We start from the raw sequence: 25,304 nt of genomic DNA on the forward strand, positions 1-25,304 counted from the left end.
AAAAAAAAGGTGGCTTCTGCAATGTAAAAACACAAATTTAATTCCATATAAGAGAATCCAGCAACAAAAATGGCCGTGAGAAAAAATATTTCTATCTAAGAAAAGCCTACCAAAATTTTAAGCGGGAAATTTTTTTTTGGGTTTTAGGGTAATTATCTTGTTTTGTCTTCATAAAATAAAAATTCTCCACAAACTGTAAGGGGCAAATTGGGTATAGTGAGCACTATTGGGAATAATAGAATGTGGTCAAAAACTAAATAGAAAACTATATTTAAATTGAAGGGTCTAATGGAAAGTTTTCAAATCATTTAATAGTGCCTCTGCTGCATCCAATAATTCCTCTTTGTGCTTGTAGAGTGATGACTCCTGAAAACCTTCCTCCATTACTAATTTTTTTCCACCATAGAGGACTTTTGTCATCCTTTTCAGCCCAAATAACGAAAGCGTGGGTTTGATTTTATGACGGGCCTGCCGTAGGGCTTCCAAATCTTCATTTTCCAAAGCCCCAAGGTATACGTCCTTTAATTCCTCTATTGCAAGGATGATGGCTTCCAAAAGTTGTTTTCTGAACTCTTCGTCGCCTTCTACCATTTCCTCGATTTTCTGGTAGTCAATGTTATCGTTCAAATGTTCCATATTTATTGTTGAGATGCAGAAGTACCTGCTAGATACCCAGTGCTCCATGCAGCCTGAAAGTTAAAACCACCAGTGATTCCGTCAAGATTCAAGACTTCTCCCGAAAAATAAAGCCCTGGAATTAACTTGCTTTCCATCGTAGTAGGATTTACTTCTTCCAATTTCACACCTCCGGCCGTCACAAACTCATCCTTAAAGGTAGTTTTTCCATGAATAAAAATCGAAAATCTAAATAAATTTTCCACTAATTTATTGATTTGTTTTTTAGAAAGCCCCATCCATATGGAATTTTCCTCAATTTCAGCACAATTCAACAAAAAAATCCAAAGTCTTGATGGAATAGAAAACATTGGATGACTACCTATCCTCCGCTTTGGGAAACGATCTTTATAAAGTAACAATTCACTTCGCAGTTTTTCTTCACCCATATCGCCATTCCATCTTATTTGAGCCTCGGTGTGATATTCGCATTCATGTAGCCAATGGGCTCCGAATGCAGATAACTTCAACACGGCAGGACCACTTACGCCCCAATGAGTGATCAAAATAGGCCCCTCATAACTGAGCTTCGTTCCTACCAAGCGTACTTGAGAGTGGGGCATGCTTATGCCACTAAGGTGGGTAAGGGATGATCCTGGAAGGTTAAAGGTAAACAGGGATGGAATGGGAGAAACAATGGTATGGCCCAACTCCCTGATCCACGCATACCCCCCGACTTTTGAGGACCCACCTGAACATACAATTACTTTAGTGTAATGGCAGGATTCTCCATTACATTGGACTTCAAAACCTTCTGCTAAGGGAAGTACTTTCTCTACTTTCGCGTGGGTCCTTATTCTTACCCCGAGCTCTGTTGCCACTTGCTGAAGGCAAGAAATGATGGTGCCTGAACTATCACTTTGTGGGAAGACCCTGTTATCCTCCTCCACTTTCAGGGAAACCCCATGAGTTTCAAACCAACTCATGGTTTCTTTTACGGCAAATTTTGAAAACACACCTTTCAAAAAGGCACTTCCTCTGGGATAAAAGGCAATTAGCTTTTTAGGGTTGAGGCAATTATGGGTTACATTACATCTGCCTCCCCCGGATACCTTCACCTTAGTCAGGGTTTTCCCTGTTTTTTCGAATATGTCTACCTGGTTTTCCCCTTTGGCTGCATGTATGGCTGCAAAGAATCCCGAAGCACCTCCACCGATCACGGCTATCTTTTCCATAAGCCAAATGTATAAAAACCTGAATTTTTGTTAGGAACTTTTTGTATAATCGCTAAAATCTTATGCAAATTTGTCGTTAATCCTTTTGACTACTAAAGAAAACAAGACAATGGATAAAAATTATTTTGTTTATCTTTATCCATTTAGGCTATAAACCAATAAAAAATAAATGTTAAGAATCCTTTCGCTTAAATTTATACTACTAATCTTCTTTATTGGGATTTCCACCTTTGGGTATGCACAAGTGAAACCAAATTTGGGAAATACCTCCCGGCTGCTAAGCCAAGCCATGGGTGCGATGGAAAGGGAAGAATTTAACAAAGCAAACGAATATTTCAGGCAAATCATTCAAAGTAACGCCCCTATACCTCCTGAAATGCCTTACCTTTTTGCAGAAACCCTATTTCACTTGGGCCAATTTGATAATAGCCTAAACTTTTTGAACAAATACCTTGACCTTAACGGATTTAAAGGGGAACACTATGAGCAGGCTAAGGAACTACAAGCTAAGCTAGCACCGAAAATAGAAGAAATAAAGGCTTGTCAACTGTGTGACAGGAAAGGGTATAGGCTAGTGGACTGCAGCACCTGTAATGGCACCACCCATTTAGAGCAAGACTGTAGAATATGCAGAGGTAACGGTATAGTGGGTTGTAGCAGGTGCGCCGGCAAGGGACTTGTCACGAAGAAAAACGTGTTCAATATTGTGGAGTACTACGATTGCGAGAGGTGCGACGGTAACGGAAGGCTTACTTGCCCCAAATGTGAAGGGGATAAAATAGAATATGGTGAATGCCGCACCTGTCAAGGTACAGGGCATATCCCTTCTGAAAAATTGTGTGACCATCAGGATCAAACTGATCTGAGTGATAAAAGAACCAGCTTCAGGATGCCATTTTCGCCGCATTAAAAAACCCGACCTTTTGATAGATCGGGTTTGCTTTTATTCCTATTTTTCTAAATCTTCATCTTATTTTCCTCAATTACAATAATTGCTCAAGGCCTCTTGTGCTTGCTCATAATTATTCTCCGCTGCCTTTCTGAAGTCGTCACATGCCTCTTTGTTTTTATCTGTGGCTTGGTTAAGCATCCCTCTGTAATAGTAGGCTTGGCCATAATTGGGGCTCATCTTTATGGCTGCATTGTACTCCCTTCTCGCTTCATCCACATTACCCAGTTGATGCATAGCCCTGGCTTTCATGAAATAGGCCATAGGCGGAGCCCCGGAAATTTCTACGGCATTGTCCGCATACATGAGTGATAACTCGTAATTCTTTTGCTTATGGTATAAGTTGGAAAGACTCAACAGGATTTGACTGTTTTTAGGATCTACCTCAATGGCCTTTTTCAAGCTTTCCTCGGCTTTCTTAAACTCCCCAATCTCCTCATAAGCTCTTCCTCTGTTGTACAAGGCCCTTACGTTTTTAGGCCTGTTTTTTAGTTTTTTGTCGTAAGCCTCAATGGCTTCCTCATACTGTTCATTCTTAAAAAGCGCGTCTCCGTCTGTTGTTCCACTTTCTCCACAAGAAAAAAGCCACAAGGACAGCAAGAACATCCCGCTTATCTTTTTACATAAATACATATCTACCTTTACGATTAAACTGCAACATTATTTTCCCTCAATGCATCATTTAAGGAAGTTTTAAGGTCGGTGGATGCCTTTCTTTTTCCAATTATCAATGCGCAGGGCACCTGATATTCTCCTGCTGCAAACTTTTTGGTAATTGAACCGGGAATAACCACTGATCTCTCCGGTACATAGCCTTTATACTCTTTTGCCTCCTCTGTGGTTACATCTATTATTTTTGAACTTGCCGTAAGAGTAACCCCAGCTCCTATAACGGCTTCCTTGCAAATCCGCACACCTTCCACGATGATTGCCCGGGACCCAACAAAGGCTCCGTCTTCCACAATCACAGGTGCAGCCTGTATGGGTTCTAATACACCACCTATACCAACTCCTCCACTGAGATGAACATTTTTTCCGATTTGGGCACAGGACCCAACAGTGGCCCAGGTATCTACCATGGTACCACTGTCCACATAAGCACCGATATTCACATAACTTGGCATCATTACTACTCCCTTGGCCAAATAGGCTCCGTATCGCGCAACAGCATGGGGTACCACGCGAACACCCTGTTTAGCATAGTTGGTCTTCAATGCCATTTTATCGTGAAACTCAAAGGGCCCCACTTCAATGGTTCTCATCTTTTGAATGGGGAAATACAGAATTACCGCCTTTTTTATCCAGTCGTTTACTGTCCAATTACCCTCCCCGTCTGGAGAAGCTACCCGGATACTACCATTGTCCAAATCAGCAATGACGGTTTTGATGGCGATTTGAACGTCTTTTTCATTCAGCAAATCCCTGTTTTCCCAGGCTTTCTCTATGATATTCTGTAATTCCATAAATTGTTAAATGATAATCCCTATATATTTTGTTAAATGCTTTCAAAGCAAATCATTTCCTTTTGCCTTTAAGCAGGTAAAAGTAGATATAAATTCCAAATCTACTCCATGGCAAAGTAATTTTTTAACTTTATGCGAATATTTAACCCCAATTGATAATGCAATCTACTACCCACGTACTTTTCGCATCAGTTCTCAAACCTGTGGACGATGTGCGTACTTATCACAAATTGGGGAAATCCTTAATTCGTGAAGGGGAATTCCGCATTACTATCGCTGGATACGCTTCAAAAAAAACACCAAAAAACCAATCTGCCGAATTAATCAACCTATTTTCAGGCAAAAGAGGTCATTTAGGTCGTATTTTAACTTATTTTAAGCTTTTCCGACTAATCAGGTCCCTTAAACCGGACATTGTGGTCACCTCTACCTATGAGTTAATTCCTGCCACCTTGGCTGCAAAAGGGTTACAGAAATTTATTTGGTTTTATGATGTCCAGGAAAATTACAGAAGTAACCTAAGGCATAACCTCACGTCCCCTCCTTTTCTCAGAGGATTTGCAATAGCTTGGGTTCGGCTGCTGGAAAAGATAGCCAGACCATTTATTAAGCATTACCTGCTGGCGGAAAAATGTTACCTCAAGGAACTGCCGGGTTTTCGCCCTGCCACTGTGGTAGAAAATAAGGCATTGGAAGAATTTTCATGTACCGGTCAAAAAGGCAAACCCTTATCTTCCCCACTTGCATTCGTCTTGGCAGGTACTGCTGCTAAAGCATATGGAACAGACCTTGGGCTAAGCTGGTTTGAAAGTTATTTGCAAACAGACCAAGAATGCTCCTTATCTCTGGTAGGCCACTGCCCCTCCTTCTCTTTTCTAAAGGAATTGAAAGATAGATTCGGTCATCTGCCCCAGGTGAATTGGAACCTACACCTTTCCCCTCTGCCGCATGCAGAAGTAATGGAAACGGTAAAGCAGGCAGATATTTGGCTTATGCCTTATCAGCCCCTTCCCAGTATTGTTCACAAAATCCCCTCCAAGATGTACGAGGCCCTGGCACTCCAAAAACCCCTGCTGATCACCCATAACCCTAAGTGGTCTCAAATGATAAAACCCTACCCCGCAGGTATCGGAATTGACTTTATCAAAACCGAGGAAGCCCCAAGCCATGTACGACAATTACTTGCTTTGGAACTCTACCGTAACCCTGTTCCAAACTGGGTCTTTTGGCGGGACATAGCACCTAAGGTAGTGTCCCTGTTTAAACAATCACTTGAAGGCAATAGGCCCTAAATTGGATTATTCCCATAGTACAAAACCACACTGTTTTCAACGGCTTTTAGGAACTGTAAAATTGTAAGGCATTGAATACTAGTTTTTTGTGTGTATTTTAGGCATGACTAAATTTATTTATAGGTTAGTCAAATTTTGAATTCACAGTTGAAATTGTGGTTATCCACAAAGGGTTTAGATATATTTGAAAAATATTTTTAGACAAGGCTAAATTCCTATATTTGCAATTCTATTATAATTTTCACCTCCATGCTAGCATTATCCACTGCAGAAGAAAACTACCTCAAATGCATTTATCACCTCACCCAAAAAGAAGAAGGAGTCATTAGCACTAACGAGATAGCGGCGGCCATCAAGACCAAACCCGCCTCCGTATCGGACATGTTGAAAAAATTGGCAGAGAAGGAAATCCTGATGTATACAAAATACCATGGTGCAGGCCTTACTCCTTTGGGAAAAAAGACGGCTTTACAGGTGATACGGAGAAACAGGTTATGGGAGGTTTTCCTGGTGGACAAGCTAAGGTTCCAGTGGGACCAGGTACATGAGGTGGCCGAACAACTGGAACATGTGCGCTCTCCCCTACTTATCCGGAGGTTGGATGAATACCTGGGCTTTCCCAAATTTGATCCCCATGGTGATCCTATTCCCGATGAATCCGGGGAGCTCCACTCCAGTCCCAGGACCATCCTGCAAGACATGAAGGAAGGGGCCAGAGGAAAAATTGTGGCTGTCAACGACAACAGTGCGGCATTCCTACGTTATTTGGATAAGGTGGGTGCCTATATCGGTGCCAAGGTGGAAATTTTGGACAAAGTGGAATTCGATGGATCCCTTGAAATTCGCTTGGATGAGGGCAAAAAAGTGTTTGTATCTAAGGAAGTAGCCGCCAACATCTATATTCAAGCTTTCGAAAATTGAACCGTAAAGCGGGGTTTTACGTTTCTCCACAAAAAGGAATTTGTTGTTTGCTTTTTCCTATTCTGTTTATCACCTAATTTTGAGTTATCGCTTTCTTTCAAATAATCATGAAAAATCTAGGACTTACCCTTCTGTTTTCTTTAATCCTTCACTTTACCTATGCCCAAAAGGAAATCACTTGGCACAGCTTTGAAGAGGTAGTGAAGCTGGTGGAAAAGGAACCAAGAATGGTTTTGGTGGACGTATATACGGACTGGTGCGGATGGTGCAAAAAAATGGACAAAGAGACGTTTACTGACGCTGAGGTGGTAGAGTATGTCAACAACAACTTTTACGCTGTTAAGCTTAATGCAGAAAACAAGAAAAAGAAATTTGAATTCAAGGGAAAGGAATACAGTGAAGAAACCATGGCCAGAGCCATGCAGGTTCGCTCCTATCCCAACTTTGTGATCATGGATGCTGCCATGGAAAACATCACACAGATGCCGGGATACAGAGAACCCAAACCCTTTTTGACCGCACTGGATGACTTGGTGGACAAATTCAAAAATTAAATGAGCTTCATCCTTCAGGACAAAGAAGATACCATTGTGGCCCTGGCTACCCCTCAAGGAGTCGGGGCCATTGCCGTTATAAGGCTCTCAGGACCCAAGGCCATTAGCATTGCGAATGAGGTGTTCAAGGGAAAAAATTTGGAATTGCAGCCTTCCCATACCGTTCACTTTGGAACGATAAAAGACGGGGACAGGATTATCGACGAGGTACTGGCTTCCCTTTTCAAAGCCCCCAAATCCTTTACGAAAGAAGACGTAGTGGAGATTTCCACCCATGGTTCCAGCTATATTGTAAACCAGGTAATCAAGTTGCTTATCAGGAAGGGAGCGCGCCCCGCCAAACCGGGAGAATTTACACAGCGGGCGTTTTTGAATGGGCAGTTTGACCTGGCCCAGGCCGAGGCAGTAGCGGATTTAATCAACGCCGATTCTGAAGCCTCCCACCAAGCCGCCCTCAACCAAATGAGAGGAGGCTTTAGTGGAGAGATTACATCGCTGAGGGAAAGACTTATACATTTCGCCTCCATGATTGAACTTGAACTGGACTTCACCGAAGAGGATGTGGAATTTGCCAGCCGGGAGGATTTAAGGGAGTTGGTGGAAAAACTGCTAAGGGTGGTGGAGCAATTGATCAGCAGCTTTGATCTGGGCAACGTCATCAAAAACGGGGTACCCACCGTAATTGCAGGTAAGCCGAATGCTGGTAAATCCACCTTGCTGAATGCCTTGCTCAATGAGGAAAAAGCAATCGTTTCTGAAATAGCAGGCACCACAAGGGACTTTATTGAAGATGAAATCAATATAGGTGGGATGATTTTCCGCTTTATTGATACGGCCGGACTTAGGGAAACCACTGACACCATTGAAGCCATGGGGGTAAGCCGCACCCAGGAAAAAATGAAAACCGCTTCTCTGATCCTTTATCTTTTTGATTTGGGGGATACGGACATGGTGGAGATCAGCCGTGACATCAATAAGCTGGAGAACCTGGGGGTACCTTTTCTTAAAGTAGCGAATAAAATGGATAAGTCTAATCATCTTTTAATCAATAGTTTAAAAGAAAAACATCCTGACACCATTTTTATCTCGGCCGGGCAAAAGAAAAACCTGGATCTGTTGAAGGACAAAATCCTGGAATTGGTCAACCTGGACAAATTCAAGACCGGCAATACGGTGGTAACTAATATCCGGCACTACGATGCCCTTACCCAGACCCGTGAATCCCTGTTGGATGTACTGAGGGGCATAGACGAAGAAATCACCAATGACTTCCTGGCCATGGATATACGCCGGGCCCTTCACTTTTTGGGGGAAATAACCGGAGAGATCACCACGGATGATTTGTTGGCGAACATTTTTTCGAAGTTTTGCATCGGGAAATAAATTTGCTTTTCCTTGTTTTTCTTTTTGTTCTTTTGCTTGACTATCAGTAATTTATCAGTTATGATTTTTGACTTTGTTTGCCTTTATTGCTATAATTGTACAACTATAGTACAACTAGCAGGCGAATAGTTGTACAAATGTACAACTATTAGAGGAAGTCATGAAGATCACACTAAAACAGAAAAAACAGCCAAGCGGGACAATAAGCCAATATATAGAATACTATAAAGGCTCAACGGTAAATGAAAAGGGAAAACGCGTACACCTCCGGGAGTTTGAGTTCCTAAAGTTACCTTTACATTCTAATCCCCAGACTGCTGTTGAAAGAAAACATAATAAAGAAAACCTCAGGCTAGCCGAGGATATTTTAGCTATACGGAAAAGCAATTACATACAGGGCAAATTTGAAATCAAGAACCTGAACAAAGCCAAACGTCCTTTCCTGGAATATTTTAGTGAGAAAATGGAAGAAAAATCAAATTCCGTAAAAAATTATGGGGTTTGGCAATCAACACTTGTCCACCTAAAGCGATGCATCAGTCCAAAATTACTTTTCGAAGAAATTGACGATGATTTTTTAAAAAAAACAAGGCAATACTTTGACCAAAAGGCCAGAACAAAAAGTAATCTGGCCCTGTCCCAGAATTCCAAATATTCCTACTTCAATAAGTTCAAGGCCTGTCTTAGAAGCGCCTTTGATGAGGGTTACCTAAGTATAAATTATGCTTCCAGAGTTAAGGCTTTTGAACAGGCTGAAAGTCAACGGGAATACCTGACAATTGATGAGCTGCAATCACTTTGTAAAACAGCTTGTAAATATGAGGTGCTTAAAAGGGCTTTTCTTTTTTCTTGTTTGACAGGACTAAGATGGTCTGATATCAATAACTTAGTCTGGTCGGAGGTTCGGGATGAAGGAGAAAATTTATTTAAGGTAAATTTCCGACAAGAAAAAACTGATGGTGTGGAATACCTCTATATCTCCAGGCAAGCCAGAGAGATGTTGGGAGAAAGAAGATCTCCCAAAGATCGAGTATTTGTAGGCCTAAAGTATAGTGCTGTCTATAACAATGAAATTGTACGGTGGTGCAATAGAGCTGGAGTATTTAAACACATTACATTTCATAGTGCCAGGCATACTAATGCCGTATTGCTGCTTGAAAATGGTGCAGATTTATTTACTGTCCAGAAACGTCTTGGCCATAGGGAAATAAAAACCACTGGGATTTATGCTAGGATTGTGGACAAAAAAATGAAAGAATCTGCGAACATTATACCTGAATTAAATATATAGTCTATACCTAAGGCTATGAAAAAGGCATCGTATCAAATAGGAAAATTTATTGCAGTATTCCTGGGTCTCCTGCTTTACACTTTCTTTTTTATACAACATGATTACCCCTTGTTTCGGTTAGTCACTGGCACTGCAATGATAATTCTGTCAAGTTACTTGATCATCAGGCTATTATATCATTATTTCATTTGGTATACGTCCTTCATGTTCAATGAGCGGGTTGTGGGTTTTGATAAAAAAGTGGAACGGCCCCGGATCTATTTATACTCGGTATTCTTTCCAGTAATGGTAGCAATGGTATTTGTATTTTTGGGACAGAATAATTTTGGTGAGGTTTTCAGCACTATGTTTTTTTCTACTCTGTGGATAGGACTTTTTTTCGTTTCATATTTAATTATCAACCTTGCCTGGGACGATTCATTTTCGGATAGGTTTATTCCAAATGTCACCAGGATGATTGCCAGCAGAAATACCGGATTTAAAACATCATTTACTCCAGAACAACTGGCCATAATATTTGACAATTTGGTTGAATATGAATTCTTGGAATTTATCGATGAAGATCTAAGGATGGAAAAACGGCAAAGATTTGTGGAGATTTTTAAGAGAGGCAGGCCTCCCCTAACCCCTGAGTTCAAATTGTTGATGAACAATCCCCAGACTCACTATCTCCACCAAAAGATTGAAAAACAATCAAAGGATTTTTCTCTGGAAAAATTTTTAAGGATTTTTTCTAACAACAACGAATCCGCCACCAGTAAATCGGTGCTATCTTCTGCATCCAAGGCAAAAAGAATTACCCAAGGACCGAAAAGACAAAAGGATATAGACGCCGTTTTTCATTTTAAAGGTTAAGGTTTAACCCTAAAAGGTTAAGGAATATTAACCCTCCCGGATTCTTCCTCCCCTAATCCTTTCCTTTGCTGTACTTAATCAAATAAACGATAGCAATGGAAAACAATTTAATTCTTCACAAACTAAACCGCATCGAAAGGTATATGTGCGGGCTTAAGGACATCCTAAATGTAGATGAACTATCAGAATACACTGGATTTAAAAAATCCTACATCTATAAATTGGTGCACCATTCAAAAATTCCCTTTTCCAAACCCAACGGAAAGACGCTGTTTTTTGAAAGAAGAAAAATAGATTCCTGGCTTCTTCAAAATAGCTATAAATCTGAATCTGACATAAAAAAGGAAGCCAATAATTATATAAACAAGAAAAAATAAAAGCGGATCATGCCCGATCCGCCTTCTATAATTTCATTAGGAAATGGTATCCCTCTTTGAATGAGACAAATATACCATTTCTGTATGGATTTACCAACCCAAACCTACAGAAAATGGACGAGGAAAACCCCATACGGAAGATCGATGAGAAATCTTCCAGCTCCACCATTAGGATGATCAGGTTCCTGATTTCCAAATATGATTTTAGGAACAACCTGGTACTCAATGAAGTCTTCGCCAGTGAAAAAGGAGAAGACAGGTACAGCCCTGTCAACCACAACACGCTTTACATCGAATGCCGACAGGCGGGGTACCAAACCTCCGTGGCAGAGATCAACACCTTTCTCTGTTCGGACTTCATCCCCAAGACCAACCCCTTTGTCGAGTATTTTAAACATGTGCAAGGCAAATGGAATGAGGCCACCCATGGCGATTATATCCAGAAGTTTACCACCTATATACAGGTCCAAGGACAGCTGCGCTTTGAGGTCCAGTTCAAGAAATGGCTGGTACGCTGTGTGGCCTGTTGCCTTAGGGACGACTTCTTCAACAAGCAGGCCTTGATCTTCGTGCAGGAACAACAGAACAGCGGCAAGACTACCCTTACACGGTTCCTTGTCCCGGAGCAACTTAAGGCTTACCATGCCGAAAACATCTCCGTAGACAAGGACAGCCTGATTGCCCTAAGCCAGAATTTCGGCGTCATCCAGGACGAGCTATCCACCCTCTCCAGGACGGAAATCAACGCCCAGAAAACCCTCATGAGCAAATCCCATGTGAAAGTCAGGCATCCCTATGACAAGAAGCCGAAAATGGAACCCCGCAGGGCCTCCATCTGGGGTTCCACCAACAAGGCAGAGTTCCTGACCGATGTGACCGGGAGTGTGCGCTGGCTCTGCTTTACGGTAAGGGAAATCAACTGGGACTATAAAAAGGACATCGATATCGACAGGGTGTGGGCACAGGCTTATCGACTCTTTCTATCAGACTTCCCCTACGAGATGACCGCCACGGAAATCCAGGAAAACGAAATCCTGAACAACGAGTACAAAACCATTTCCCCGGAAGTGGAGCTGGTGCAGAAGTTCTTTTCCCCGGGTACCAAGGAGGACCATGACAAATTCATGACCGCTACGGAAATCTGCCACCACCTGGTGCTTAACATCTCCGGAAACCTCAAGGTCAGTCCTGTTGAGATCGGAAAGGCCCTCAAACTCCTGGGCCATATCCAATACCAAAGGCGAAGAAACGAAAGCCAAACCTTCCCGGAAAAGGGATATTACATTAAACACAATCAACCTACTACTTACTACAAATAGCCTTTAAACAAATGAAAATCAGTCCATTAAACTGTAGTAAGATAAAATAAATCAAGTTACTACAACCTACTACAAAAAGGCATTTGTAGTAAGATGGATTTTGATTGGTATTGGCATTAACTACCTGAATATCAATAGTTAAACACTAAAATGTAGTAATGTAGTAGGTGTAGTAGGTGGTTTTTTCAAAAAATTAAACATTAAAGCCATGAACGCAAATGAAGCAAACAGCTTGTCCATCGTGGACTATTTGGGCCAGAAGGGATTCCGACCAAGCCAGGTAAAACCGGGTTATTGTTTTTACCTGTCACCATACCGGGAGGAAATGACCCCTTCCTTTAAGGTAAACCTCATCAAAAACCTATGGGTAGATTTTGGGGATGCCAATGCCGGTGGGACACTGATAGATTTGGTAATGAAAATAAACCCGGGCTACACTATTTCAGAGGCCATCAGGGAGATATCCACAGTTGCCGGGTCTTCCTTTTCTCTTCGCCAGCCAACAGTTTCCGGTGCCGAACCCCCCGACAAGGAACCCTCGGGAATAACAGTTCTCAAAACTAAACCGCTTGGGAACAACAGGGCCATTACGGACTACCTGCATTCCAGGTGCATTTCCTTGGATACTGCGAAGGAATTCTGTCGGGAGGTTTATTACAAAATCGGTGAGAAGAGGTATTTCGGCCTGGGCAACTCGCACGAAAATGGCTGGGCCATACGAAACAAATACTGGAAAGGCTGTACGGCCCAGGGGGTTTCCCATTACCAGAACAAATCCGATGACCTTTGCCTGTTTGAAGGGATCTTTGACCTGTTGAGTTATGTGGAGATGAGAAAAGGGGATCCCTACCGTCCTGACTTTATGGTCCTCAACTCCCTGGCCAACCTAAAAGGGGCAATGCCCCAACTCAAACCGTACCGTCAGGTGAACCTTTTCCTCGACAGGGATAGTGCTGGCAAAGAGGCAGCAGGAACCTTGATGTCTTCTCTTCTCCATTGTAGGGACCAGTCGGACCTCATCCGCCCATTTAAGGACTTAAATGAGGCATGGATGAACAGGGTGAAACAGGGGTTAAAAAGGTAATGCTGATCATTTGGGAAGTCTATTGGACAAGCTTTGAGCAAATCCTGTATCGTAATTTGGTGTAGGAAGGAAATACCTTTGGTGAAAGGTTTGGGTACCTTGCCTCATATTCAGGAATATCCAATTATCCATATACATCTTGAGCTATCTACATGGCGCAACATGTATACGCATATATAGCTATCTGGATAAAATGCGGTGTCGAAAATTAATTTTTCGGAAGGTCTGTACTGACCCAGACATTCTTCTATACATGGATATTCAGGTATCCAGATACAGGAATAGCTGCATAGTTGGTAGCTGGTATATGTGTAAATTTACTTATATATATTTGTTTTTAATTAGATAAAAACGTAGTTTAGTTAAAAAAATGGTATTATTCGTTTAAGATATCATTGTAAAACCGTTCTTAATTCTACAGCCCCAGGGCCGGATTTCTTCCAAAATTAGGTCTTGGTTTAACCCTAAAATCTGCTGTGCGCGGTCTTTGCAAGTTGTGTCTTTGTCCGACAAAAAACCTATCGGTTTTTTTCTGCCAAAAACGAACTTGCCCCTCCCTTTTCCCAACATGTCCAACGGTTTTGGAAAGGGGGCGGAGAGGAAAAATCCTCGCAACTCGGATTTTTAACACACCAACTTATGAGAAAGGCAACCCAAAATGACCGGGAGAAAGTGGTATCCATTCTTCTGGAAGCGTTCAAAAAAAATAGAAGTGTCAACTACATCGCCGGAAAGGAAGCACACAAAATCCGCTATTTGATGGAGTACTCTTTTGAAAACTGTATGGATGCGGGGGAGGTGTTTATATCGGATGATGAGAACGCTTGTGCTATGATCCAGTTTCAGGACCGGAAAAAGTTCTCCTTGAGAAGCGCATATCTGGATATACAGTTAATCCTGAAAACCATAGGGGTTAGTAATATCCCCAAAGCCTTGGCAAGGGAATCATTTATTAAAAAGCACTATCCCAAGGAGCCTTTTACCTACCTCTGGTTTGTGGGGGTCAGTCCGGAGAAACAGCGCAATGGCTTCGGATCGGAGATCCTGAAGTATGTGCTGGATTACTCCAAAACCCTCAATCGGCCCGTATACTTGGAAACCTCAACGGAGAGTAACCTTCCATGGTACCAAAAACACGGCTTGTACATCTATACCGTATCCGACCGTTTCGGGTTTCCCTTTTATTTTCTGAAAACAGCCTGAACATCATGACTGTCTTCAATACCGAAATACATATTGTAACCCTAGTATTTGTTATCCTGGAAGTACTTATGTTTGTCGTCCAGATGGTTTTTTACCTCCAAAAACCCAACGAGAAAAAAAGAAAATACTACCTGATCCTTCTTTTTCTGTTGATAATCTACAACATTGCCGGTGGACTGTTCCCCGATGAAAATTTACCCATGTCCATAAAGTTGCAATATATCCTCGCCTATGGGACAGGCTTTTTCATGGGTGCCTATTTTCCCTATTATTTTTATAGGGCCTACACCATCACCCACCTGAAATTTCATGCCAGATATGGGGTGGTGATATTTTTGATCCTGCCCTTTATCCTTTTCTTCTGCATTCTTTATCCCTTTGGTTTGGATTTAATGACAGTCATCTATGTGGGCATGATCATACCTTTTATTTATGCGTTCTATATGGTGTACAATATTCTTCTGGGCATCCGCAAGAGATACAAGCACAGAAAAACATCCTTTGATGCCATTTTGTCCTATATCGCCGTCGCTCCCTGGGCGCTGATGCCGCTGCTGGCCTATTTGCAGGTAACCCAGCTTACAGAGGTCTTATTCACCAACGGTGGTTTCCTGATCATCACCTTCCTTTTTTTCCGGAACATGATCGAAGAGAGCAGAAAGGACCTGGAAACCTTGGACATGATGCAAACCAAAGATGAGGATGAGATATTTATCATCCGATGTGAGAAATTGGGTCTTACCAAAAGAGAAATCGAGGTCTGTAAACTAGTAAGGGATGGCCGGATCTACAAAGAAATCGGCGAGACCCTGTTTATCTCCGAAAGGACCGTCAACAAACACATGCAGAACATCTATAAAAAGGCAGGAAGTAATAATAAGTTTGACCTGCTGAATAAGATTACCAGAGATGTTAGGTCGGCGTGAAAGGGGTTGAATTACAAAGCATGGGCTTAAAATTTAACAGATAGGCTAATTTTTGCTAAAGCAGTATCCAGTAGATATTTTTTTTCAACTCCTTACCCTTCACTCCATTTTACAACCTCTATTTCACCCTTTTAACCCCAAAAATACCAAAGCTTTGGTATTGCATGGCCCTTCTGTTGAACTTACCTTGTTTGTCAATATGTATTTTCCATTTTGGGAGTGAGGGGGCGAAGCTGAAGGTTCTTAGCTTAATGTAAAAGGCTGAACTTAATTAAGGGGCTTGCACGACTATAACTTGGGAAAAGAAATAACGAAAGAGAAATTTATTGGCCTTTAGATATAAAACAAAGTTTGTGTCTAAAAAGTAGTTCAGTGGAAAAAGTCTCCAGGTATTAATTTGAATACTTTATATAGAACAACTAATACAACGAAGTAGAGGTCAAAACCAAGGTGTCAAGTGGTTAGAGAATAAAGACTCAGCCCCCAAAAATGTTAGGTAAAATCCGGAGATAAGGAGAAAAATTAAACAGATTGTCTAAAGATTCAGAATTTAGACAATTTTTTTCATACACAAAAATACATCAAAGCATACACGGAGTTGGGTAAGTTATAATACGAAAAAAAAAGATGATAATAATACTAAATATTATCTTAACAAGAAAAAAAAGAGTAATAAATACAATATTATGATTATCTTACTTTTATTCAGGATAATAGTTTATAACTTCCAAATAACGAGCAACACATGACAAACCTCCTTTCCTTTACTCGTCGTATCGCTGGAGCCACAGAGGAGCCGCTGGTCTCCCTGCGGTGGGATCCGCAGGTGGAAGGTCCTCTCGCAACTGTACCACTACAGGCACGCGCATTCTACCCTGGGGAACGCACCACGGATCTGGGGCGACTCTCTGCAGTCATGTTGGACGGCGAAAATACAGATGAGCACGAAGTAAAAATAACGATTAACCTTCCAATCGAGACCATCGAAATCGAGCAGGGGGACGAAAACGCACAGGTCTTGGTTGAAGAGATCCAATGGCTGCTCGTCCGAGGCCTCGGAGATCACTTCGATCCCGAACCAGACATTAACGAAAACAACAACGACGGGGCAGCGCAAGAGATTCGCCAGACCCGCACTCAACACCTCAATAACGGGTTGGAGATTTACGCTGGAATCGCAGGAGCTTGGCGTCTGCAGGTCCGGGTGGAAATGGCGGACGGAACCGTCAGGCTAGGCCGCATCCCGCTGTCGGTGCCACTACACGTCCCAGTTGACTGCAGGGTTGAGGCGGTGGCTACCGCATTGGAAGAAATTGGAGTCCCTGTGGAAAACCGAGCAACCTTATGGGAGAACGTCGTCGAAAAGGCTGAGCTCATCGCTTCTCACATCCTTCGTCCGCTTAACATCCGGCTCTGGTGGCTAGCAACCCAGGGTGATGACCTACCCCCCCCCTTTCAGTTAGCCTTGACGGAGATCGAAGAAGACCACGAAATTGACTTGGGTACAGCCCTGCTGTCTGGAGGGACAGTGGATGATATCCGCCAGGAAGCGCGTAACCATGCTGTAATAGTGGCATCTCCCGACGTTGACTTTCCAGAGCAGTTCCCATGGTTAGCAACCATTTGGAGAGGGATGACATCGCGGCAATTTCCACAACCTGATGCCGAGTGGTACTATGAGCGTTTTCCAAATATCGTGCGGACGGGAGCAGTACGAATCGGACTCGGCGCCTGGACATTTGACGGTGTTGCGGCTGAAAGTGGGGGTGCAGTCGACCAGGTGCTCGCACACGCCTCCGTTCTAGCCGCAGCGGCTGGATTCGTTGTCGGACACCCCGCAACCGCCCGGTGGATCGAGCTGAACGCCCGGCTGCTCGGCGTGGCCGTCGCTCGCGCCGCCGCGTTAAGCGCAGGTGTTTCTTCGCAGTCCTTGCTGCCCGCAGCACAGGCGGAATTAAACCGCCGCCCGGGCATCGACATCATGGACCAGACGCCCAACGAGCCCCTCCGCCAGCTGCTGGGGCTGAATCGTCCAAACGGCGCTCCGATCGCCGACCTCTTCGCCCCGCATCAGGAAGACAGCGAGAACAATCCTACTGAAGAAGGCCCACGGGGGCTCGACTCCCAAGCCGTCGATCCCGAAAGCCACGACCTGCGTAGGTCGTGGACCGACCTTGTCGCGCTCTACCCCCGGCTCTTTCAGTTCGACATCCATCCGCCCCCCAACCACCCCGAAGGAGCCCGGCTGACGGCATATGATGTGCTAGCAGGGCTGGTGCATAATACCACGCTCGACAGTGCAGCGCGTCGGCTACAGTTACCTCCCCCGTACCGCGGGTACTCACTGATCCCCGACGATCGTGACGACCAATCCCGCTATGAGGGGGCGGTACGAACCTCGATCACCACAGACGACAACCGCCACATCCAAGATCTGCAGTATAGCCTTCGGCAGGTCGGAATCACTGTGGGACTTCACGACCCCGGCCGCATAGGCTCCCGCCGTATTGTCGAGCCGAACGCGAATAACCTCAATACGCGACGCAATCTCATGAGGGGTGCCACCGAATGGGCTGTACGAGAGTTTCAGATCGCGATGGGGGACCCCAACGACGTGCGCGTCTGCCTTGACGGGGCACTTCCGTATGCTCACGACCTGCAAGTAGTTCGGGAAGACAATGCGGACATGGATGTGCCTGAGGTCACTGGCCGGGTCGACCCACTTACGGCATCTGAGCTCCGGAGATGGTGCTTCGGACGTCGTGTGTATCCCATCGTAATCGAGGCCCGCGAGCCGGCCCAGGTGGGTCTTGGCGAGATCGTAGCATATGACTCAAGGAACGGCACCTTCAGGAGGGTCAACAATCCTGATCATCTCGCTCCAAATGAGCCTTTCGAACCGACCGATAACCTCATGGGAACCAATGCTATACAACGCAATCAACCGATTTTGTACGCTGTGGATCGTTCCGGCCGGCCTGCCATGGACCCTCCCATCAACCACGAAGGATTGGGGCGGCATCCCCTCGGCCGGTGGGTGCAGCAGGCAACGACTGGCGAAGAGCCTGGTCGGCACTGGTCAGGACCCCGCGTCTACGAGGCCCAGGGCCAGCGACCGCTCGGCGTCAACCATGTGCTCGGCGACAACTGGAATCCTAACGACCTCGCTCCTGGTCATCCGGAACGCCCTGCCCGCGAGCAGGCGCTGCACATTTATAAGGCACTCTTACCCACTGCCCAGGAAGAATCCCAAGGACACTTCGACATCCTCCAGTCCTACGACAGGGCAGTCACCTCCCTGCCCTTATTGCATTTCACCGCCGGACTCGGCAATTTTGGACAAGCTAACGGTCAGCTCGGTGGATTCTTGAGCTTCTTGGAAGCTGCGGGGGACCTTGCCAGTATCGAATTCCAACTCAACGATGAGGATGCAATCATTGTGGGACGGCGCTTGGGTGCAGCAGCAGAGCGCTTGTTCGGCCGATTCGGGGTTCGTGCCGGGCCCGTTAACCGTAACGCCGTCAACATCAACGAAACTTCCAGACTGATACTCAACGGTCGTCAGCCACCCCCAGCGGAGAGAGCTGATGAAAGCAGAATGTGGATCCAATGGTTCCGTACTTGGCCGTGGCTCCACCGGATAACGCGAGCAATACGAGCGGATGCCGACCTTCGCGCGGCAATGTACATCTATGGAGTACGTAGGATCTGGAAGCTCGCCCTTTGGGAGAACCCGAATGGCCAGCGCCGTACAGCGCAACATACCTCACAACGTGCGATGGCAGTCCTACTACGCCAGCATATTTACATGCCAGCAGATGCTCAGGCCGCGGCCCAACTTGTCGCCGAGGGTGACACCCAAGACGACATTGTCGCTCATCACCTCGGAGTGGGATGGCAACATCGCAACGGTCTAATAAATGCGTTGCAGTGGAACGGGGAAGACGAGGCGGCGTTCGGTCATCCGGAACAGGTCCGCTACCAGATCATGCGACGCGACCGTTTCGGGCCGATCGACGCACAGGGTCGGCTGCTAGATGAGGACAATTTCGTTCTTCAAACCAACAATAACGGCCGCACCCGAATCACGGACGCAAATGGTAACTACGTAAGACAGACCGATGCAACTGGCAACCCTACCTTGAGCGCGCCACAGGTCGAGACACGTATTGTGCAGACTCGGCTATCTGGAAACGCTAACTCCCTGCCTGAGCCTAATTCGATCCGCGACCACATTGCCGCACAATTGCGGCGTCTTATGGAAGAAGAAAACTAGACGATGAGAACCTCAGCAATCCATGCATTACATTGGCGCGGAATCGCCGACGGACTCCTTAACCGCCTCTTTTCAGGTGAATCGCTAAGACTCACTGAGGTTTACGAAGAGTGGATTTTCACAGACGCGACACCAAGTCAGGTACGCATCGCTGGTACAGTCGCCTTAAACTCCTCGACCGAGTTCTTGGTCGGCGGATTAGGGATTCGCTTCGGAATGGAAAGCGACTATGGTCTCGAAGTACCCTTTGCTATTGACCTGCCCGCTGCTCCCGTAGCGGTGCTACTTGCCGCACTTTGTATTAAAGCAGGATTTGCAAAGCCTAATGACTTCGTTGACCTCGACGTTGCAGCGGCTGCCGAATGGCTACCTAATGCTGTTGATGGAGTGTCCACTTTTTCCGATCTTGATCTCGATTTACTTGGTGACATGCGTATGTTCCTTTTTGGCGATGATCCAGTCCGTGTGACGTTAGGTCCGTTGCCGGCTTTCCTTGTTCTTCCTGAATCATGGATTGAACAAGGGCGACACATCCTTGATGCAAACAACAACATTACCGGGGTAGAGTCTGATCCGGAAGCGGGTCCGATAAGCATCAAATTGGGTGAAGCCATGCTCCAGGTCAGCGCTGCGGGAATAGATGTTACAATCGAGGGCGGCGGCCCGCTGACACTGCCACCCCTGATGATCAAAGGCACTGGCCTGGCACTCGAACTCAAAGGGCTCAGCATCAAAACAGGGGATGGCAATCTGCCTTCCGAGATCGCATCTCTTGGAGCCGACCGGGGCTTCGATGAAAGCTGGCGCGGTGTCTTTGCTTCCGAGATTACTCTCTGGAACCTCGATAGCGTCTTTCCGGGAGGTCCCGTCGGTGATGCTGCTGGAGCAGGCCATCGTATTACCGCCAGTTACTTTGCAATAGACGGCCGTGGTCTCACCGGTGACATCGCCTGGTCCCGAATAACACCAGAGAATGAGATGCTGGTTCTGAATCGGGTGTCCATTACCTTTGACCGCGCCTGGTACCCGTCAGGGATCGAGGGGGGGGGGATCATGGCTTTCCGGGAACTTGGAGCTGTGGAAAACCTAAAATTCCTTGCCCGTCTCGAACTTGATCCCTTTGCCTCTGACTCGGATCGCTGGAGATTACTCCTCGAGGCCGAAGCACTAACGCCCGGTGAACCCCTGGTTTCCTTTAAATCCCCGTCTTCTGAACTTATTGCTGCAGTTTCCGTTTTGGCAGAGTCACTCGGCGACAGCGACTTAGCTCTTCTGCTTGCTGCGATGGCCGCCGGTGCCGGTAGCCATGTGCGCCTGATCAGGTGGAAAAATATCGAAATCCGCTCAGCCCAGGCAAGCGGATACCGAAAAAATTCCGGAACCTTCAAATTCGAGGGATCTATCTCTATTTCAGCGGAATTGGAAATATTGTTGGGTGGAGAGCCGCAGCCATTAAGTGTGAAACTGGGCAAAATAGAGGTATCCTATGATCAAGCGGCTGAACCGGGACTAAGGGCAAAAAGTTCATGGAGCCTGGATGATGGCTTGATTCTTACACTTCCCCTAGAAGTTGAGGTCGGTGGCGCCGTCACCATCGACCGGATTGGTCTGCGCAAAAGTGATGAAAACACCCTTCTTATTGAGCTCGGCGTGGCTATGGAAGGTACTGGAGACATTTCCATAAGCGGGCTGCCAAATGTGGTCACAATAGTTTATGATCGGGATACTAATGAAATCAGCCTCAAGCTCTCTCGGGACGGCCAGCCGTTTATATTGTTGGTTCCCGGGGTTCTCTATGCTACGGGAACGCTTGTAGAGAGTGGCGTGGAATTCCCTCTTCTTAACGGCGAGGTCGGGGATTGGAGCAAGTCCTTACGCGCTGCACTTACTGCATACCTTGTGGGCAGTGGCAAAGCAGTTGCGCCATTGGACCACATGAAGAAGGAAAACTATCTTTTCGCCCTTGACCTGGGATTATTGACGGCAACCCGCAGCTCTGACGGGATGAAAGCGGTGGTGCTCACAGGCGATCTTTGCTTCAATCCTGGAATCCCAATCGGTTCCACAGGGACAGCATTGTACGGTCTGGGATTAACCTATGGGCAGAACACTGTACCAAATGCACAAGATGGCGATTACACCGGCTGGTTCCTTAGTCCCAACGATGATAGTCTTGCGTTTTCGACGCATGCAAAAAAATGGGTCCCCCAAGGCCATAGCTGGGGTTTTGGAGCCTCCGTTGCGATTGGCTCGCTGCCCGACGCTGGACGGGCATGGAACGTGGCGGCTGGGCTTTTCTTGTTATTACCTGGACCTGTGGTGATGATCACGGGAAAAGGTAATCTTTTCTCCCCACCTCCTGAATTACCGAAAGGGGAGAATGGAGGAAATGTGGAAGCACCTTTCGCTGCAGCAGTAGCCCTCGATTTTCTGCGTGATCGTCTAAGTGCCGAACTCGTAGCAGAGATTAAGATCGGCCCGAATACTTCGCCCCTATTAGAATTGAACATACCTGCTCGGATCGAAGCATCTCTTTCCAGAGCACTAGATATGGAATTGGCTGTAGGACGATTCTCGCCGGAAAATGAACGGGTTTCCGGCCGAGCGCTGGGGCTTTTCGACATCACCACCTATGTGATGGTGACCACGCGGGGAATCGACAACTTCCCCAACCAAGGACGCCGGCTCGAACCCTTCGCCATGGCCTATGGTGGGGCAGGAGGATTATCAGCTGGCTTTGGCTCCAGACTCGCCGAGTTACGACTGAGTGTGCAGGCGGGCTTCGACCTTGGGGCCAGCCTCTCCATTCCACCTCTGATGGTAGGCCAGATTTACGCAAGTGGGCAGCTCGTGGCTCGGGTAATTTGCGTGAGTGTCAACCTGGGTATTGAAACCAAGTTGTTTGTTGTGGCTCCAAAACCTTTTGAATTAAGCGGCACAGCCAATTTCCGTGTGGGCCTGCCCTGGCCATTGCCTGACTTTAAATTCTCTGGATCATTCTCCATCGAAAAACAAGCAGACTGGCCAAAAGCAGAAAACCCGATTCAAAATATTTCACTCTTCCCCCGTACTAATGGCACAGCGGTGTTGGCCAATGGAGAAAGCTTTGATGGGGTGGTATTAGAAGAACAGGGCGAACAAAAAGTAGATGGGGTACCTGTAGATGCAGGCATCTTGATCGCCTTCCGCGCACCTATAGGGAATGAACATCCAGTAATCGGGATGGTCAGCACCCAATCAGACGACATGGCAGATAAGGTGTGGGAAGTCGCCACTACTGGGACCAACAAGAATGGTGACACCGAGCGTATAGGTTGGCGGCACGTTTTGACTAAAGTTAGTCTATTTGAGATTCAGGAAGGCTTTGAAGAGATTGAAATCGAAATCCACGGGGGGTGGAGTTACCGGGGAGTTGACGGAACAACTGAGTATAGCGCAAACGATGCACCGGGAGGTCAGGCTCTACGTACCTCACTGAGGCTTCTTACTCCCCTGGATCCGATTGAGGAACGACGCATTGGCACTGGAGCAGAAGTTCTCGGGAGTATTTTTGAAAGCTGGCAACCCTGCGAAAAAAGCCCGAACCCAAAGGATTACGAGATAGTCTTTGCAATTCCTAGTCCAGATGACTTGGGTACCAATCAGTGGTTAGTTCCAGGGAAAAGTACAGTGCTAGATCGCCGCTCGCTGGTTCCTGGTCCAAATGGCGCAATTTCATACTCTGGTCCACAATCAAGATCATCAAGTTTTTTCGCCGCGTATACCTTCCTATCCCCTGGAGTATTTTATCGCCAAAATTCATTGAGTTTCCCGCTTACAGAGGTGCTGGCTTCGCAGCATTTCATCATCACGGTGCCCGCCATGGTTTTTGGTCGTTTGGTTGATTTGAACGCTGGTGGAATCGACATTTCTTACGAACCTCCTTGCGGATGCCTCGAGATCACGGTTCCAGGCGGAGGATGGAGTCGATTCGCCTACTTTGTTGTACGCCGCGGCGTGGAGTTCGTTCTCGTTGATCATTTAAATGAGGTGAACGTGGGCACCGTACCCCATCAAGATGGGACTTTATATGTTTCAGAAGATGAGATCTTGGAGCTTCATCGTGTCACCCTCGGGCCTGATGCGACTGTCCTACGCGCCCACACGGTACAGACCCAAGCAATCAATCCCGGGTTGATAGGTCGTTTTGGTGCTGCATTTCTTGGTGCGTCATACTATGCCGAGCACGAAACTAGGGAGGCGGCCATAGATCGTCGACAGGAAGCGTCATTCCGACTAATTTCGGACCTCGGCTCACGGGCTGAAGACTGGGCTTCCGGAGGTACAGAGGGGCTGCTCAAACCAGACACAGATTACAAACTTGAGGTAGTTGTTGATAGCTATAAAGTAAAGCAGACTGACAATGGGGATCTGGTGATCGGAGAACCAGAGCCAATCCAACGTCATAGTAAGATCGTTAATTTCAAGACGGAAGCCGACATCAAGCAGCCCCTAGCTGCTTACTTTCCCGGTCCGTCATGGGGAGAGGACTTAGAACAGAATTGGAATATCAAGACTCTACCTGATTCTCAGGCTTTCCACTACCGGGGGAACAAAATCAAGGTTCATGTAGGTGACGCCGTTGTGGTGGGTCGTATTTCCGCCCACAAACGAGCAGTGTCGCTCAGGCTCACCCATGAGTCGGGAAACACCCCCGAGATCAGAGCGGAGGAGTTGCTTGCGGAAAAAAAAGAGGGGATATCGGAGTTGCAAGACATCATCTCAGAAGCCATGGATAAATGGGAATGTCTTGATGGGGAGGCTCCCATTTATCTGAAACTTACATATTACTTCGATACGCTGCTCAAACCGGGGGGATACCTTGCGGAGCTTGTAGCTGAGGATTTTAGTGGAGAAAGAGTGGACAAGCTCCTGTATCGTTGGCGTTTTATCGCCTCACGCTGGTCGAGCCTGGAAACCCATGTGAGAGCCCATCAAGTTAGAAGATTACCACGTGGTGGCTTATCAGCAGAGGTACTTATAAATGTAAAAAGTCGCCTAGGCGCATCTGTTCCTAAGATCATGGTGGATGACATGTTGCTTGACGATTTGCTCACGATAACATTTGGAGAGCCACCGTCGATTTCCCCGGATGACCCCTTATTACTCCTCTGGGTGCGCCAGGATGGAGTTGCAGGTTTGATGCTAGATGGTCCTGAACCTTTTCTAGGGCCAGGTGTGACATTGGAGTTAGCAGGTTCAAGGAACGTTGTACTGCATACTGTCGTGAGGAATGTGCTTGGCAGCCGCGCACTCATAATACCAGAATCAGTTGTCTCTCCTGGCCCGCTCCACCTTCGGATCAAAAAGGAACCTAATACCTACGAGATCGGATTGGAAGTACCCTCATTCTCCGATCTAACCGAGGGGGCGAGAGCATAAATATTTTTGTCTACGGCTTCCGACGAAACTTACCTTTCTACTCTGTAATCTGGTGCTGGCTAATCGATATTCTAATCCTTCAAATTCAACAGTTAATCAAATGATACTTGCAGATCGATCTCTCCTATCACTTTCAACAT

18 protein-coding genes are annotated in these 25,304 nt (G+C 46.0%); 14 read left to right on the top strand and 4 right to left on the bottom strand.

What is annotated here, in order from left to right; genetic code table 11:
- Nucleotides 1-285: 285 nt before the first annotated feature.
- Nucleotides 286-627, bottom strand: coding sequence for a hypothetical protein (locus DB520_RS21845; RefSeq protein WP_157972197.1), 342 nt, complete (start codon nucleotides 625-627; stop codon nucleotides 286-288).
- A gap of 11 nt (nucleotides 628-638) precedes the next feature.
- Entirely contained in the window at nucleotides 639-1,850 is a 1,212-nt protein-coding gene (locus DB520_RS21850) for a BaiN/RdsA family NAD(P)/FAD-dependent oxidoreductase (RefSeq protein ID WP_114751920.1), read from the bottom strand.
- A gap of 169 nt (nucleotides 1,851-2,019) precedes the next feature.
- On the opposite strand from DB520_RS21850, the gene DB520_RS21855 reads away from it, so the two are divergent.
- Nucleotides 2,020-2,760 carry a molecular chaperone DnaJ gene (locus DB520_RS21855; RefSeq protein WP_114751921.1) on the top strand — a complete coding sequence of 247 codons (741 nt, stop codon included), beginning with the start codon at nucleotides 2,020-2,022 and terminating at the stop codon, nucleotides 2,758-2,760.
- 69 nt (nucleotides 2,761-2,829) lie between these two features.
- Here DB520_RS21855 and DB520_RS21860 read toward each other — a convergent pair whose 3' ends face one another.
- Both DB520_RS21860 and DB520_RS21865 read right to left on the bottom strand, forming a co-directional pair.
- Nucleotides 2,830-3,432 (bottom strand): tetratricopeptide repeat protein, encoded by a 603-nt coding sequence (locus DB520_RS21860; RefSeq protein WP_114751922.1) that lies wholly within the window; start codon nucleotides 3,430-3,432, stop codon nucleotides 2,830-2,832.
- A 14-nt stretch (nucleotides 3,433-3,446) separates the two neighbouring features.
- Nucleotides 3,447-4,262, bottom strand: a complete 816-nt coding sequence (locus DB520_RS21865; RefSeq protein WP_114751923.1) for a 2,3,4,5-tetrahydropyridine-2,6-dicarboxylate N-succinyltransferase — start codon at nucleotides 4,260-4,262, stop codon at nucleotides 3,447-3,449.
- A 158-nt stretch (nucleotides 4,263-4,420) separates the two neighbouring features.
- On the opposite strand from DB520_RS21865, the gene DB520_RS21870 reads away from it, so the two are divergent.
- The 13 genes from DB520_RS21870 (at nucleotide 4,421) to DB520_RS21935 (ending at nucleotide 25,164) form a co-directional block, all read left to right on the top strand.
- Nucleotides 4,421-5,554 carry a glycosyltransferase family protein gene (locus tag DB520_RS21870; protein WP_114751924.1) on the top strand — a complete coding sequence of 378 codons (1,134 nt, stop codon included), beginning with the start codon at nucleotides 4,421-4,423 and terminating at the stop codon, nucleotides 5,552-5,554.
- A 249-nt stretch (nucleotides 5,555-5,803) separates the two neighbouring features.
- Nucleotides 5,804-6,475, top strand: coding sequence for a metal-dependent transcriptional regulator (locus DB520_RS21875; protein WP_114751925.1), 672 nt, complete (start codon nucleotides 5,804-5,806; stop codon nucleotides 6,473-6,475).
- A gap of 107 nt (nucleotides 6,476-6,582) precedes the next feature.
- Nucleotides 6,583-7,029 carry a thioredoxin family protein gene (locus tag DB520_RS21880; RefSeq protein ID WP_114751926.1) on the top strand — a complete coding sequence of 149 codons (447 nt, stop codon included), beginning with the start codon at nucleotides 6,583-6,585 and terminating at the stop codon, nucleotides 7,027-7,029.
- Entirely contained in the window at nucleotides 7,030-8,412 is a 1,383-nt protein-coding gene (gene mnmE, locus DB520_RS21885; protein WP_114751927.1) for a tRNA uridine-5-carboxymethylaminomethyl(34) synthesis GTPase MnmE, read from the top strand.
- A 160-nt stretch (nucleotides 8,413-8,572) separates the two neighbouring features.
- Nucleotides 8,573-9,703 carry a tyrosine-type recombinase/integrase gene (locus DB520_RS21890; protein WP_114751928.1) on the top strand — a complete coding sequence of 377 codons (1,131 nt, stop codon included), beginning with the start codon at nucleotides 8,573-8,575 and terminating at the stop codon, nucleotides 9,701-9,703.
- 15 nt (nucleotides 9,704-9,718) lie between these two features.
- Nucleotides 9,719-10,558: a hypothetical protein gene (locus tag DB520_RS21895; RefSeq protein WP_114751929.1), complete on the top strand. Its 840-nt coding sequence runs from the start codon at nucleotides 9,719-9,721 to the stop codon at nucleotides 10,556-10,558.
- Between the two features lie 95 nt (nucleotides 10,559-10,653).
- Complete coding sequence (locus DB520_RS21900) at nucleotides 10,654-10,935, top strand: helix-turn-helix transcriptional regulator (RefSeq protein WP_114751930.1); 282 nt, start codon at nucleotides 10,654-10,656, stop codon at nucleotides 10,933-10,935.
- 113 nt (nucleotides 10,936-11,048) lie between these two features.
- Nucleotides 11,049-12,254, top strand: a complete 1,206-nt coding sequence (locus DB520_RS21905; RefSeq protein ID WP_198675414.1) for a VapE domain-containing protein — start codon at nucleotides 11,049-11,051, stop codon at nucleotides 12,252-12,254.
- A gap of 208 nt (nucleotides 12,255-12,462) precedes the next feature.
- Nucleotides 12,463-13,338 (top strand): toprim domain-containing protein, encoded by an 876-nt coding sequence (locus DB520_RS21910; protein ID WP_114751931.1) that lies wholly within the window; start codon nucleotides 12,463-12,465, stop codon nucleotides 13,336-13,338.
- A gap of 639 nt (nucleotides 13,339-13,977) precedes the next feature.
- Complete coding sequence (locus DB520_RS21920; protein ID WP_114751933.1) at nucleotides 13,978-14,541, top strand: GNAT family N-acetyltransferase; 564 nt, start codon at nucleotides 13,978-13,980, stop codon at nucleotides 14,539-14,541.
- Nucleotides 14,542-14,546: 5 nt separating this feature from the next.
- Nucleotides 14,547-15,467 carry a LuxR C-terminal-related transcriptional regulator gene (locus DB520_RS21925; protein WP_114751934.1) on the top strand — a complete coding sequence of 307 codons (921 nt, stop codon included), beginning with the start codon at nucleotides 14,547-14,549 and terminating at the stop codon, nucleotides 15,465-15,467.
- Nucleotides 15,468-16,212: 745 nt separating this feature from the next.
- The gene (locus DB520_RS21930) at nucleotides 16,213-19,743 is read left to right on the top strand and encodes a hypothetical protein (RefSeq protein WP_114751935.1); all 3,531 of its coding nucleotides are present in this window, start codon (nucleotides 16,213-16,215) and stop codon (nucleotides 19,741-19,743) included.
- A 3-nt stretch (nucleotides 19,744-19,746) separates the two neighbouring features.
- Nucleotides 19,747-25,164 carry a hypothetical protein gene (locus tag DB520_RS21935; RefSeq protein ID WP_114751936.1) on the top strand — a complete coding sequence of 1,806 codons (5,418 nt, stop codon included), beginning with the start codon at nucleotides 19,747-19,749 and terminating at the stop codon, nucleotides 25,162-25,164.
- Nucleotides 25,165-25,304: the final 140 nt, after the last annotated feature.

The organism is Pleomorphovibrio marinus, from assembly GCF_003347495.1.
GTDB lineage: Bacteria > Bacteroidota > Bacteroidia > Cytophagales > Cyclobacteriaceae > Pleomorphovibrio > Pleomorphovibrio marinus.

Excerpts from the sequence above, each read along its gene's own strand:
- DB520_RS21850 (WP_114751920.1), bottom strand. The coding sequence starts at position 1,850 with ATGGAAAAGATAGCCGTGATCGGTGGAGGTGCTTCGGGATTCTTTGCA.
- DB520_RS21855 (WP_114751921.1), top strand. The coding sequence starts at position 2,020 with ATGTTAAGAATCCTTTCGCTTAAATTTATACTACTAATCTTCTTTATT.
- DB520_RS21860 (WP_114751922.1), bottom strand. The coding sequence starts at position 3,432 with ATGTATTTATGTAAAAAGATAAGCGGGATGTTCTTGCTGTCCTTGTGG.
- DB520_RS21865 (WP_114751923.1), bottom strand. The coding sequence starts at position 4,262 with ATGGAATTACAGAATATCATAGAGAAAGCCTGGGAAAACAGGGATTTG.
- DB520_RS21870 (WP_114751924.1), top strand. The coding sequence starts at position 4,421 with ATGCAATCTACTACCCACGTACTTTTCGCATCAGTTCTCAAACCTGTG.
- DB520_RS21875 (WP_114751925.1), top strand. The coding sequence starts at position 5,804 with ATGCTAGCATTATCCACTGCAGAAGAAAACTACCTCAAATGCATTTAT.
- DB520_RS21880 (WP_114751926.1), top strand. The coding sequence starts at position 6,583 with ATGAAAAATCTAGGACTTACCCTTCTGTTTTCTTTAATCCTTCACTTT.
- mnmE (WP_114751927.1), top strand. The coding sequence starts at position 7,030 with ATGAGCTTCATCCTTCAGGACAAAGAAGATACCATTGTGGCCCTGGCT.
- DB520_RS21890 (WP_114751928.1), top strand. The coding sequence starts at position 8,573 with ATGAAGATCACACTAAAACAGAAAAAACAGCCAAGCGGGACAATAAGC.
- DB520_RS21895 (WP_114751929.1), top strand. The coding sequence starts at position 9,719 with ATGAAAAAGGCATCGTATCAAATAGGAAAATTTATTGCAGTATTCCTG.
- DB520_RS21900 (WP_114751930.1), top strand. The coding sequence starts at position 10,654 with ATGGAAAACAATTTAATTCTTCACAAACTAAACCGCATCGAAAGGTAT.
- DB520_RS21905 (WP_198675414.1), top strand. The coding sequence starts at position 11,049 with ATGGACGAGGAAAACCCCATACGGAAGATCGATGAGAAATCTTCCAGC.
- DB520_RS21910 (WP_114751931.1), top strand. The coding sequence starts at position 12,463 with ATGAACGCAAATGAAGCAAACAGCTTGTCCATCGTGGACTATTTGGGC.
- DB520_RS21920 (WP_114751933.1), top strand. The coding sequence starts at position 13,978 with ATGAGAAAGGCAACCCAAAATGACCGGGAGAAAGTGGTATCCATTCTT.
- DB520_RS21925 (WP_114751934.1), top strand. The coding sequence starts at position 14,547 with ATGACTGTCTTCAATACCGAAATACATATTGTAACCCTAGTATTTGTT.
- DB520_RS21930 (WP_114751935.1), top strand. The coding sequence starts at position 16,213 with ATGACAAACCTCCTTTCCTTTACTCGTCGTATCGCTGGAGCCACAGAG.
- DB520_RS21935 (WP_114751936.1), top strand. The coding sequence starts at position 19,747 with ATGAGAACCTCAGCAATCCATGCATTACATTGGCGCGGAATCGCCGAC.